11 protein-coding genes are annotated in these 13238 nt (G+C 40.0%); 4 read left to right on the top strand and 7 right to left on the bottom strand.

Translation table 11 applies throughout. From position 1 onward, the window contains the following. Positions 1-2 precede the first annotated feature (2 nt). The gene (locus IEE83_RS16480) at positions 3-923 is read right to left on the bottom strand and encodes an OmpA family protein (RefSeq protein ID WP_228101838.1); all 921 of its coding nucleotides are present in this window, start codon (positions 921-923) and stop codon (positions 3-5) included. Between the two features lie 174 nt (positions 924-1097). Between IEE83_RS16480 and IEE83_RS16475 the strand changes: the two genes are divergently transcribed. After that, positions 1098-1979 (top strand): helix-turn-helix domain-containing protein, encoded by an 882-nt coding sequence (locus IEE83_RS16475; RefSeq protein ID WP_194121628.1) that lies wholly within the window; start codon positions 1098-1100, stop codon positions 1977-1979. 78 nt (positions 1980-2057) lie between these two features. Further along, positions 2058-3182, top strand: a complete 1125-nt coding sequence (locus IEE83_RS16470) for an FAD-dependent monooxygenase (RefSeq protein WP_194121627.1) — start codon at positions 2058-2060, stop codon at positions 3180-3182. A 62-nt stretch (positions 3183-3244) separates the two neighbouring features. On the opposite strand, the gene purL is transcribed toward IEE83_RS16470, so the two are convergent. The 3 genes from purL to IEE83_RS16455 all read right to left on the bottom strand — a co-directional run bounded on the left by purL (position 3245) and on the right by IEE83_RS16455 (position 8880). Then, on the bottom strand, positions 3245-6901 hold the full coding sequence (purL, locus tag IEE83_RS16465) for a phosphoribosylformylglycinamidine synthase (protein ID WP_194121626.1): 3657 nt from the start codon (positions 6899-6901) through the stop codon (positions 3245-3247). A gap of 153 nt (positions 6902-7054) precedes the next feature. Next, positions 7055-7801 carry a LytR/AlgR family response regulator transcription factor gene (locus tag IEE83_RS16460; RefSeq protein WP_228101837.1) on the bottom strand — a complete coding sequence of 249 codons (747 nt, stop codon included), beginning with the start codon at positions 7799-7801 and terminating at the stop codon, positions 7055-7057. An 8-nt stretch (positions 7802-7809) separates the two neighbouring features. Continuing rightward, a complete protein-coding gene (locus IEE83_RS16455) occupies positions 7810-8880 on the bottom strand; it encodes a sensor histidine kinase (RefSeq protein ID WP_194121625.1) in 1071 nt (356 codons plus the stop codon). Between the two features lie 449 nt (positions 8881-9329). Between IEE83_RS16455 and IEE83_RS16450 the strand changes: the two genes are divergently transcribed. Both IEE83_RS16450 and IEE83_RS16445 read left to right on the top strand, forming a co-directional pair. Continuing rightward, positions 9330-9707, top strand: a complete 378-nt coding sequence (locus IEE83_RS16450; protein ID WP_194121624.1) for a hypothetical protein — start codon at positions 9330-9332, stop codon at positions 9705-9707. A gap of 11 nt (positions 9708-9718) precedes the next feature. Further along, complete coding sequence (locus tag IEE83_RS16445; RefSeq protein ID WP_194121623.1) at positions 9719-10291, top strand: GntR family transcriptional regulator; 573 nt, start codon at positions 9719-9721, stop codon at positions 10289-10291. A 65-nt stretch (positions 10292-10356) separates the two neighbouring features. Here IEE83_RS16445 and IEE83_RS16440 read toward each other — a convergent pair whose 3' ends face one another. From IEE83_RS16440 to IEE83_RS16430, 3 genes are all read right to left on the bottom strand, one after another. Beyond that, positions 10357-10896, bottom strand: coding sequence for a PIN domain-containing protein (locus tag IEE83_RS16440; protein ID WP_194121622.1), 540 nt, complete (start codon positions 10894-10896; stop codon positions 10357-10359). Continuing rightward, a complete protein-coding gene (locus IEE83_RS16435) occupies positions 10896-11342 on the bottom strand; it encodes a helix-turn-helix domain-containing protein (RefSeq protein WP_194121621.1) in 447 nt (148 codons plus the stop codon). The genes IEE83_RS16440 and IEE83_RS16435 overlap by 1 nt, the downstream gene beginning before the upstream one ends. Positions 11343-11502: 160 nt before the next feature. Next, positions 11503-13230 carry a SusD/RagB family nutrient-binding outer membrane lipoprotein gene (locus IEE83_RS16430; protein WP_194121620.1) on the bottom strand — a complete coding sequence of 576 codons (1728 nt, stop codon included), beginning with the start codon at positions 13228-13230 and terminating at the stop codon, positions 11503-11505. Positions 13231-13238 lie beyond the last annotated feature (8 nt).

Raw genomic sequence — 13238 nt, 5'->3', positions numbered from 1 at the left:
ATCTATTCATGTATAACTTTCATTTCTACACGTCTGTTCAGCTTGCGGTTTTCTTCACTATCGTTCAGAGCGACAGGCATTTTACTGCCATGACCTTTACCAGTAATTCTGCCAGATGTTATGCCTCTTTCTGTGAGATATTTTTTTACTGTTTTTACCCTTTCCTCTGACAACTTATAATTTTTGATCGCATCACCCTGATTGTCTGTGTGACCGGATAATTCAATTTCGAGTGTAGGAAATTGTTTCAGATAATTTAAAATCCGGTCAAGCTCTGGTTGAGAGGAAGGTAAGATAACAGCTTTACTTTGTTCAAATTGCAGGGCTAATGTCATTGTTTCACCAAGCCTGGGTTTGGGGAAATTTATTGAAGAGTCCGGGTTTAAGATTTCATTTTCCCTGGTGATAACCTGATTTAGCTTTAATTGTTTTTGAGTCAATATTTTTCCTGCAACAGTAGACTTCTGTGGAGGCTGTTCATTAGGAGCAATTTGTGTAACATTAAATGTGCCTGGTGCACAATCACTTTCAATATAATTCCCGGATTGATAGGCTTTATGACTTGTCCATTTTCCTTTGATAACTGGTTTCCCTGAACCAGTAAAAAGATAACCTTCCAGAATTTTCAAACACCAGGGAAGTATGTTGGATGATTCACTGATTACCTCGTATTCTGTCATTACAACTTTATAGTTCGTAATCATGCCCCTGAATTTCTGAATTACGAAACCATCCGGATGATTGGTTTTTATCTGACCCTTCAAAAATCCACCGACCTGATTTAAAGTAATTTCAACAGTACCATTTTTGTATTGAGGATTTTCCTGGGTAATTTCTCCTGACCACATGCCGGTCAGACTTTGGCTTTTTGCCAATGTAAAATTTATGATGCACAGAAACACAATAGCCATTAAGCTTTTCATACAGCTCTTCGTAGCGGGTGGAATTCTTTGAAAAGATAAAACAGGTTGTCGACCTGATCTACTACAATTCATTATTACTTTTGATACTTATCCTTGAAACAGAAGTTTAAAGAATTGTGATTATGGAGGCGGAATAAATGCAAAAACTACCTTTGTGAGACTGAATTGAAAAAGATGCGTAAGAAAAATAAATCCATTCCTTTAAATACGATGACTGATGACTTCGGCGGAGATATTTCCGTTGAACGACTCGCGGTTAATGATTTATGGAATTCTGGTGCAGTATCTTACAACGGTTTTGAAGAAGCGGAACAATCCCATAGGCACGATCGTCATTCATTTTTCCTGCTTGAAACAGGTACTGTCCATCTGGAAATCGATTTTCAAAAGTATAAGATGACTGCGCCTTCGGTGATTTACATTCATCCCGATCAGGTGCATCGCACGACAGATTTCGAAAATGTAACGGTCAGCAGCTGGGCAATCAATAATGAAAATCTGAATCCTGAATATCTCCAATTACTGGAAAGCATAACGCCGGCAAAGCCATTGGAGTTGAGTAATGAAACGTTTTCAATTCTCTCTGAGACAGTATCACTTTTCATTAAATTTTCCGGGAGGAAAAGTGATCAGCTTTATCAGTCACTGCTAAAAGACATTTGCAATGCGCTGATTGCACTGGTTGCGTCTCAATATTTGGAACACTCCAAGTCAACAGACAAACTTTCACGATTTGAAATTGTAAACAAAGCATTCAGGGAAATGCTGGAACGTAATTACAGCAGTATCAAAAGTCCGGCAGCTTATGCGCAAAAATTGAATATTTCTACACCATACCTGAACGAATGTGTTAAAGAAGTAACCGGATATCCCGTCACATATCATATTCAGCAGCGTGTAATTTTAGAAGCAAAACGTTTGCTTTATTATTCTGATAAATCAGTAAAAGAGATTTCTGCTGAACTGGGTTATGATGATTATCCGTATTTTTCTCGTCTGTTCACAAAAGTAACGGGCACGCCTGCTTTGATTTTTCGAAAGAAAAACCTCGATTAGTCCAATACTTACTTCCAATTACTATTTTCTGACCCTGACGTACCAGGTTCCTTTGTGCTATAAAAAAATGGTATAAAAATGGAATCGACAAAAATAAAAAAAGTGCTTGTTTCTGGTGCCAGCATGGCTGGTCTTTCGACAGCTTACTGGATGAACAAGCTGGGTTACAAAGTGACAATCGTTGAGATTGCAAGCCAGCCCCGAACTGCCGGTGGAGCTGTTGATATAAAAGGTGCGGCCGCAGATGCGGCTAAACGTATGGGGATTTTTGAACAGCTAAAATTTCACAGGCTAAATGTGGAAATGGTAGAATTTAAAAATACTGAGGATTTTACAGAAGGTTCAATTTCGCTGACCGAAGAGGGAGCAGAACTTCCGGATGATGACGTAGAAATTGAGCGCGATAAATTTGCGGACATTTTACTTGATAAATTAAGAAATGACGTTGAATTTATATTCAATAACAGCATCACCGCCTTGAACGAAACACCGGACGATATAACCGTTCGTTTTAAAACCGGCCCAGAACAATCATTTGATCTGGTCCTTGGCTGCGACGGGATACATTCAGGTGTAAGAAAAATCTGGTTTGGCCCGGAAGCTGAATATTCCCATTTTCTTGAAGCATATTCTTCTATCACAATCCTGAATAAATTGCTGATCAAACAAAAAACAATGCAAATGTATAATGTGCCGGACAAGGCCGTTATGTTGAATGCATACAAGAATAAAACCGATATCATTTTCTGCTTCAATTCAGATAAAGAAATTCCCTATGATTATCGTGATGAGGCGCAGCAACGGCAAATAATTTATGAGCAGTTTGCGGGTCTGGGATGGAGAACCGAAGAATTACTTGAAGAAGTAAAGAAATCGGAAAATTTTTATTTCGATAAATTTTGTCAGATAAAAATGCCGTCATGGACAAAAGGCAGAGTAGCGTTGGTAGGTGATGCCGGTTATTGTGCTTCTCCCGCGGCCGGAATGGGTGCGTCGTTGGCGGTATTGGGTGCCGCAACCTTGGCCGATGCCCTGGAAAAATACAACGGAAATTATGAATTGACTTTTCAGGATTATAATCAGAATTTACGTCCGTTTATTGAAGAGGTTCAAGCCATAGCAGAATCAAATGTTAGGGAAAGTTTTATTCCAAGAACCGAAGAAGCAATCCGGAAAAGAAACACAATGTCAACGCCTTTCTAACATAAAATGCCATCCACAGTGAATAATTTGTGGATGGCATTTTATGTATTTATATCAAATTACTATTTTTCAAGCCACTTTCTTGCGTTTACAAACGCCTCAATCCAAGGAGAAACTTCGTCTTTTCTTCCTTTTGGATAATTCGCCCAGTGCCATTGGAAAAGTGATCTTTCAATGTGCGGCATCATCACCAAATGTCTTCCTGAATTATCGCACAGCATAGCCGTATTATAGTCGGAACCGTTCGGATTGGCAGGATAAGATTCGTAGCCATATTTCGCAACGATGCTATATTTATCCTCTGAGTAAGGAAGCTGGAATTTACCTTCGCCGTGAGAAATCCATACACCCAGCGTGCTGCCCGCCAAAGTGGAAAGCATAACCGAATTATTTTCCTGGATCGTCAGTGAAGTAAACCCGCTTTCGTGCTTTTTACTTTCATTATGAAGCATTTTTGGTTTTTCTTCATGGTCTTCATTGATAAGACCCAATTCTATAAACAACTGGCAGCCATTACAAATACCAACTGAAAGCGTATCCTCGCGTTTGAAGAAGTTTTCCAAAGCGATTTTTGCTTTTTCATTGTAAAGAAATGCACCAGCCCAGCCTTTGGCAGAACCCAAAACATCTGAATTAGAAAATCCTCCCACAGCACCGATAAACTGGATATCTTCCAGCGTTTCACGGCCGGAAATAAGGTCTGTCATGTGCACGTCTTTCACATCAAAACCTGCCAGATACATCGCATTGGCTAATTCTCTTTCCGAATTGCTGCCTTTTTCACGAATAACAGCTGCTTTTGGTCTTGGTTTTGAAGGATCGATTACCGGCTTTTTACCATCAAACTGCAATGGGAAATTGTATTGCAATACGTGGTTTTTATAATTATCAAAACGTTCTTTCGCCTTAACCGGTCCGCTTTGTTTTTTATCCAGCAAATAAGAAGTTTTAAACCAGACATCACGAAGCTCGTCGATTGCAAAATCCTGATTTCCTGACTGATCCTTAACCGTCAAAGTTGCAGTAGAGGTTACTGTTCCAATTTTGTGGAAATCAACACCAGCCGCTTCCAGAACAGATTCAGCTTCTGAATCCGCCTGGAAAACGATACCAATGTTTTCAGAGAAAAGTTTGGTGATAATATCCTGGTCAGACAAAGATGAAAGATCAATATTTGCTCCAAGATCACGGTCAGCAAAACACATTTCAAGAAGCGTGGTAATTAATCCGCCGCTGCCAATATCATGACCCGCCTGAATTTTTCCAGCTTTAATCAGCTGCTGAATAGTATTGAATGTATTTTTAAATGATTCAGCACTTTTCATATCCGGAGTTTCTGTTCCGATTTTACCCAAAATCTGGGCAAAAGAAGAACCGCCCAGTTTGTAAAGATCTTCTGAAAGATTGATGTAGTAAATTGCACCGCCGTCTTTTTGAAGTACTGGTTCAACGACTGCGGCAATATCATCGCAATGTCCTGCCGCTGAAATAATCACAGTTCCCGGAGCGATCACTTCCGCATCCTTATATTTTTGTTTCATCGACAAGGAATCTTTTCCCGTAGGAATATTGATTCCAAGACTGATCGCAAATTCTGAACAAGCTTTTACGGCTGCATATAAACGCGCATCTTCACCTTCATTTTTACAAGCCCACATCCAGTTGGCAGAAAGCGAAACGCTTTCAAGTCCATCCTGCAAAGGCGCCCAGATTATATTTGAAAGTGATTCAGCGATCGCATTGCGGCTTCCCGCAGCAGGATCAATCAGCGCAGAAAGAGGAGCGTGACCGATAGAAGTTGCAATTCCTTCTTTTCCCTTGTAATCCAGCGCCATCACGCCAACATTGTTCAACGGCAATTGAAGCGGACCAGCACATTGCTGTTTCGCCACACGGCCGCCAACGCAACGGTCAACTTTATTAGTAAGCCAATCTTTACTCGCCACAGCTTCCAGTTGAAGAAGTTGCGTCAGGTAATTATGAAGCTCTTTTTGATCGTAGGTTACAGGTTGATATTTTCTTTCAACCGTTTTGTCATGCATGACAACTTTTGGCGAGCTGCCAAACATATCATCCATTTTCAGATCCATCGGTTTTGCACCTGTCGAAGAAGATTCAAAAGTAAAGCGGTGATCCGAAGTAACTTCTCCTACGGTATACATCGGCGCTCTTTCGCGGTCTGCGATTCTTTGCAGTGTATCGATATTTTCCTTACCGATCACAAGTCCCATACGTTCCTGGGATTCGTTACCGATGATTTCTTTTGCCGAAAGGGTAGGATCACCCACCGGCAATTTATCAAGATCAATTTTTCCACCTGTTTCTTCCACAAGTTCAGAAAGACAGTTCAAGTGTCCGCCTGCGCCGTGGTCGTGAATGGAAACAATTGTATTATTATCACTTTCTACCATACCGCGAACGGCATTGGCAACTCTTTTCTGCATTTCAGGATTGGAACGTTGCACTGCATTAAGCTCAATTCCAGAGCTCATGGCACCTGTATCAGCAGAAGAAACGGCCGCGCCGCCCATACCGATCCGGTAATTTTCACCACCCAGAACAACGATTTTATCGTCAACAGAAGGTTTTTCTTTTTTAGCCTGATCCGCTTTTCCGTACCCAATTCCGCCTGCCTGCATGATCACTTTATCGTAACCAAGTTTTCTGGCATCTTCCTCATGTTCAAACGTTAGCAATGACCCAACGATTAAAGGCTGCCCGAATTTATTTCCAAAATCAGAAGCACCATTTGACGCTTTAATCAGAATATCCATCGGCGTCTGGTATAACCATGGTCTTTCTGCCATTGGTTGTTCCCAGGGACGATTTTCTTCCAAACGTGAAAAGGAAGTCATATAAACCGCCGTTCCCGCAAGCGGCAAGGAACCTTGTCCACCAGCAAGTCTGTCTCTGATTTCTCCACCTGACCCGGTTGCTGCGCCGTTGAACGGTTCAACCGTAGTTGGGAAATTGTGTGTTTCTGCTTTAAGAGAAATGACAGAATCAAAATCTTTTGTTTCGTAGTATTCAGGAACATCCGGGCGTTTCGGCGCAAACTGTTCAACGCGTGGCCCCTTTACAAAAGCAACGTTGTCTTTATAGGCTGAAACAATTCCGTTAGGATTTGTTTCGGATGTTTTCCGTATCAGTTTGAACAAAGAAGAAGGCTGTTCAACTCCGTCGATCACAAAGGTTCCGTTGAAAATTTTGTGACGACAATGCTCTGAATTTACTTGTGAAAAACCAAAAACTTCTGAGTCGGTAAGTTTACGGTCCAGTTTTTCAGACAGCTTATTAAGGTAGTCTATTTCCTCAGAACTTAGCGACAAACCTTCCTGCTGATTGTATTCAGCAATGTCATTAATTGCAAGAATAGATTCAGGCTGAATGCTGATGGTATAAATATGCTGGTTAAGTTCGCTGTATTTTTGCGACAGCATCGGATCAAAATCTGTAAAATCCGCCTCAACTTTTAAAAACTCCTCAATCCTGATAATGCCATGGATATCCATGTTCTGGGTAATTTCCACGGCATTTGTACTCCATGGGGTAATCATCGCAGCGCGTGGTCCTACAAAAAATCCTTCCAGTACAGTTTCTTCACTGAGCTGGGCGTTACCAAAAAGCCAGGATAATTTGGAAATATTTGCCTGAGTGAGAGTTTGTTCAATTTGCAGAGCAAAGACGGTATTGCGGTCGTTGGAAAAGAAGTAAATCATGATATATTTTTAATGCGGCAAAGGTATTTAAAAAATTACCGAAGCCCATCTTAAAAGTAAAAATTGATCTGATTTATAAAAAAGGTTAAAACACCAAGGTTAGTTCCTGCATTAACATTTGATTTTGCTTAATATTTAAAAATTGCATTTTAATCAGATCCAGGTTCCTGTTAATTTTTTAAAAGCGTCCCGGTACAACTCTCCAACGGCGATTTCCATACCTCCAATATGGACGGCATTTTTGCTGATAGAATCAAGCTTTGCCAAAGAAACAATAAAAGAACGGTGCAAACGAACAAATTTGGAAGCCGGCAGTTTGTCTTCTATGGATTTTAGGCTGCTAAGGGTAATGATTGGTTTCAGAGGTGCAGTTAAATGTATTTTAACATTATCTTTTATTGATTCGAGATAAAGAATTGAGTCAAAATCAACACGGACAAGCTTGTAATCTGCTTTGACAAACATGCAATGATCATTGGATTGATCCGCAACGACAGTTCCGCCTTTCAGCAGTTCAAAATAATTTTTCACCCGTAACGCCGCATTTAAAAACGCTTCATATCCAAACGGTTTCAATAAATAATCCAGCGCATTTACCTTGAAAGCATCCAGTGCAAATTGATCGAAAGCGGTGGTGAAAATAATTCTTGCAGCAGAAGGACTGCCGTTTTGGTTTAAAACTCGGGCAAGTTCCATACCATTTAAATGTGGCATTTGTATGTCCAGAATAATAAGATCAACCGATTGGTTATGAATGGCTTGCAATGCTTCAATTCCATTGGCATAACTGCCCATTAGATTTAAGAATGGCGTTTGCTTCACGAAGGTATTTATCAGACTGAGCGCAAGTGGCTCGTCGTCGACGGTAATGCAATTTAAAATGATACTCTGTTCTGACATGAAGAATTTTATGCGTTTATTAACCACAAATCAATCTGTAAATCAACCTGATAAGTACCTTTTTCTATGTTCTCTTCAATGTCTAGTTTATAGCGATCGGGATAGAGTAAATCAAGTCTTCGTTTTGTATTGACCAAACCAATTCCACCACTTGATAAATCCTCAGATACATTTTCATTCTGAATATGGTTAAATACTCTGAGCGATAAACTGCCTTTATCCACGCCAAGGTCAATGGAAATCCGGGTTTTTTCAAGTGAACTCGTTCCATGTTTGAACGCATTTTCAATAAAAGGAAGCAGCAGCATCGGCGCAAGTGAATAATCATGATCCGAGACAGGAGGATTAAAGTCCAGCGTTGTTTGTGCATGCAGACGTAATTTCATGAGTTCAATATAGTCATTGATAAAGGAAATTTCCTGGCTCAGCATCGCCTTATCCTGTAAGGTATTATACAACACGTAGCGCATCATCCGGGAAAGTTTTAAAATAGCTTCTCTGGACAATGGAATGTCCGAATACGTCAGCGAATAAATATTATTAAGTGTATTGAAGAAAAAATGAGGATTGATCTGGGCTTTTAATAAGGCAAGTTCTGATGCAATCTGCCGTTTTTCAATCATCTCGTGCTTTTTCTCATTGGCTTGCCACCTCTGGGCACCGGCGATGGCTGTGCTGATGACCAACACTAAAAGCGTAACAATGGAAAGATATAAGTCAGGGAAAAAAGTACTTTTTAACTTTTTATCGTGAGATAAAGCTGCCATTTCTTCCATGACATGAAGATTGATTTCAATGATTCTTGCAATCAGTAACACGAAAATCCAAATGGCAATAAACCAGGTGATGAATACGGTCCGTTTTTCCAGAAAAAGAAATTTTGGAGCCATGTAAAGTGCATTAAAATAAAACACACATGCCAAAATAAGAATATTCAACGTCTGCTTGATCCAGAAAGAATTGGGGACTTTAATGTCCCAGGTGAGCGGTGGAAAAAAAAGTAGAATGAACCCAAGCAGGATCCAAACCATTACGTGCACAAAAATGGTCAAACCATTTTTTGATTTTCCTGAGTACATAGCCGTAGGTTAAGCTGCAAGGTTACGGCAATTAGGATAAAACGTCAATAAGAACCGATATAAAGATAGTATTCGTGGACGCAATACTAAATTTTAGCTGCGAAAATGGATATTTTTTAATGATAATCCGGATTAAAAAAAAGGTTTGACCGGAAATTTCAAGAGTCTGTCTATGATCTTCTGGTTTCTATCTGGTACATAGTTCTGGTTTGAAGTTTTTTTTGTCCTTTTACATATGTAGTTGACGTAAATCCATCTTTTTATCCGGATTTGACATCAACACTTATTTTGAAATTTGAATGATAGTGAAATATGGATTCGGTCTTTCTTACGCTTTGCGGTGATACTTTAAAAAAGCTGATTAATCAGAAAACCAGGAGGGAGGCAATTGCGGAAATACTGGAAATGAAATTTGAGGCCAAGATGTCGGAGCAGATTAAATTCATTATATGTTTTTCAAGACTTTAAGTGAAATGTATAAAGCCGGTCTTGAAGATGGAGAAAATCATGAAGAAGCAGAAATTGTCCCGGATTTCCCTCAGGAAAAAAGCGTTGTATATTTTCGGGCTAAAAGTTCAAAAAGGAGTATTCCAGCCGATAATTTTGCTATGAAACTGGCACCTGTTTTGCAAGAATTGAGGAAGACGGGACCAATCACACTTCTCGAAATTGCAGAGAAACTTACTGAACTTGGCATTGCCACTATTACTGGAGGAAAATGGCATCCTGCCACGGTAAGATCTCTTGAAAACAGGATTTTAAAAATTTCAAATCGAAACGCGGAATGGAATAGCGTAAAAAAAGAAAACCAGAATCACCTGATTTAAACTTATTCCACATGAGCCAAACCAATAAAAATATCAATACCTGGTTTATGGATGTGTTTTCCATCGAAAAGACCTCGCCAACGCCAACCTATCAGCAGCTGGTCAATGTGGTATCCAGTGCAGTAAAAGAAAATATTTTGAAGCAAGGCGACAGACTTCCTTCCATTAACCAGCTGAGTGCTCACTACCAGGTTTCGAGAGCGACGATAGAGAAAGCGCTGGAAAATTTAAAGAAAAGGGGAATTGTTCAATCAGCACCTTATAAAGGTTTTTTTGTAGCCGAAAATCTTAGACTTGAAAAGCATAAGATACTCTTGTTGTTTAATAATCAGGGTTCTGTTAATGATTTGATTTACAAGTCATTTCTCAGACGCGTAGGTTCAAACGTTCAGGTTGATTGTCTGGTTTACAATAACAATGCAGGACTTTTTAACCATATGGCAAAAATGAAATCCTGCGACACTGATTTTGTTGTAATTCCTCAAATTGCAGATGATTTTGAAAATCTGTTCAACAATATTATGAATCTGCCCGGGGAGAAATTATCTATGCTGGAAAAGTATGTTGAAAAATTATCGGGATAGGGTTTTGGGGGTTTGTAGCAAGCGAGTTAAACAACTTAAATTAGTGCAGCTATCTGTTTTACAGTTTATTCCAACCCCGCTGCTTTTAAACTTGCCAGGACTTCTTTTTCTGTCATTGGAGGTTTTTTCAGGAAAGAGACCTGATTTTTGAAAGCTGCGATACCCATTTCAGGCATTGAAGTAATGAGATTTGATATGAAAATGTCAGGATGCTGCGCTTTAACATCGAACATGCTAAGGTAAAGATTTGGGAAATCTTTCAGATTGGCGGTCACAATAATATCTGCTTCACCAAGTATGGCGGCAGATAATATATGATTGTCATTTTTATCAGGTAAATCAAGTTTTTCTGTCAGAAGATCAAAATTTGTCACATTGGCATCGGGAAAAGCTTTGTCCATAGCTATTCTTGTTCTTTGAAGTTGATCAGGATTTATATCCGGGCGATTAAGAAGAAGATTCCTAATCCATTCTTCATGAATTAGTAATGACCACCTGGGAGAAAATAAACCTACACCTGCCAGGTGAAGCAATAAATCACGGATTGGTGCGGGGTAAAGTACGCAAGCATCCAATACTGCAACCTGATGCCCGTGATAATACATTAATAACCTAGATTTAATTCCTGGGCCTGTTCAGCAAGAAAAGCAAAGCTTTTTCTTCTTTCTTCTTTTATCTCGGATTCATAGCGGATCAGGTCATCGAGTAAGATTCTTCTATGGCTGCCAACTTTTTTGAATGGAATTATTCCTCGTTCCAGTAACTTTACAATATGAGGCCTTGACATATTCAGCATTTCTGCTGCCTGTTGCGTACTTAACTCTGCTTCAGCAGGCAACAGACAAATCGCTTTTCCTTCCGCCATCCCGGATATGATTTGAGAGAGAAATTCCAATGCTCTTCTCGGAACAATAAAGGATTCTCCACTTTCAGATATTTGAATATTAATTGTATCAGATTTCCCCCTTGCTATCGCAGTAGTGAAATCTGAAAGCAATTCACTAGCTGTCTTCTGCTCACTTGGCGTTGGTTTTTCCAATATCGTTTCCATTTTATCAGCTGTTTATTCAAAGATACTAAACGAAATAAACGAAACAAAATAATATTTAGTTGTTCAAAGCAGTTCTTTTTAAGCTTATTCTGTTACTCCAAACACAAAAAAACGGCAACCCCATTCAGGATTGCCGTTTTATATTTAGAACAAAAATCAATTATTGCAATAGCCACATCTTAGACCATTGGTCGTTTGTTGCGGGAGCTAATCTGGAAATTGCTTCGTTGGTATTTTTGGCATTATAATTCGTTTCATTTTCTCCGTACATCAAGCGCAGCGGTATTTTTTTGCCCTGAGAACCGTTAAGAATATTCCCTGCAATATTCGGAAACCCGGTTCTGCGGTAATCAAACCAGCTTTCAAGCGTAGTAAAAGATGAAACCCATTTCTGTTGCAAGATAACTTCCAGAGAATTTGATGAAGAGTTAAATTCTGTTTTTACTTTATCAAGAAATTCTGTTTTATTGAAAGCAATGATGGCGTGGGTTGAGGGATTATATACCTTGACATCGCCATTTGCTATACTATACTGGTCCATCGAAGCAGAAACGCCTGCCAGGATATAATCCAGCGCAGAGCCTTTGATCCAGCCACGGGAAGCGGCCTCGGCCAATATGAAATTTACTTCCGCAGCTGAAATAAAGACACTTTTTACCAGTGGATTCGTATTGGTTCTGAATATATCGCCAAGGTAAGAAACGAAAGGATTTGCCGCGCCGCTGTTATACACACTGCTGCTAAGCGCCGCTGCCTGCGTACGTTGAGCGGCATTATTGCTGTTATAACTGTCAGGATCAGTAAGCGCTATTTTCAGTCCCACATACAAAGATGTGTCAATGCCGGCCTGATAGGATTTGATATACCTTTTTACTTTTCCGGCAGCATCCGCTGCAATTACTACATCAGCTCCCTTATCGCGCACAAGCGTCTGGACGTCTACCGGTTTAAACCAAACGGTCAGGCGCGGGTCGTTGCGTACTTTTAGATAGTCCACGATTGTTGAGGCCGCCTTGATTCTGTAAAACTCGGAAATGGTGGTTGTAATTAACGGTCCCAGCGTATAGGAATCTGTGGTATTGGTACCGGGAAATTTTATTGAGGCATCATCCGCGCTGCTTGTGATCAACGGATAAGTGGCAGGATCTAAAACAATTTTATTGAATTCACTGGCGATATCAATACCGGCTGTTTTCATTTCTGCCGCTTTTCCAGACAAACGCATCAGGTATCTCAAATGCAGTGAATTAGCAAATTGTCTCCATTTCAAAAGTTTCCCAGCATATAGCACATCGGAAGCAATCATAACGGATGAGTTAACAGCTGTGGTTTTTGCCAGATAACTATTTGCATCTTCGAGATCTTTCAGAATTCCTGCAAATACGTCGATTTGTTTATCAAACGCAGGTTGCAGGTTATCAGTACCCTGGAAAGCTGCGCTGAATGGGACGTCACCCCAGGCCGAAGACTGAATACCAAACCATAACGCCTGCATGGTTTTGGAAGTGCCTTTGATGAATAAGGAATCGACGTTTCCCGAAGCACGTTTTTCAAGATAACTTGCGTTGGACATGGGTAAATACAAACCGCGATAATCAAAGGAAAGCGGTGTCCAGGCAAACTGATTGGTAATGTTAAATTCAAGAAAATCTCTTTGCACATATTGCATGGCAGCCGGCGCCACGCATTGCGTAACATTTCCTGAAAAAGAAATATCCGCCAGCTCGGAAGCAGTACCTGTAATGACGGAGGTCAATACGTAGGCAGGATTAGTCTTGTCGTCCGTGAGCGCATTAGGATTTTGATTAATCTCGGTCAGATCCTGACAACCTGCCAGGAACAACAATGCAAATATGCTCAGATAGTAAAATTTATGTCGCAGTATCATGGTAAACC

The organism is Dyadobacter subterraneus (assembly GCF_015221875.1).
Taxonomy (GTDB): domain Bacteria; phylum Bacteroidota; class Bacteroidia; order Cytophagales; family Spirosomataceae; genus Dyadobacter; species Dyadobacter subterraneus.
This window is presented reverse-complemented; position numbering and strand designations above follow the sequence as displayed.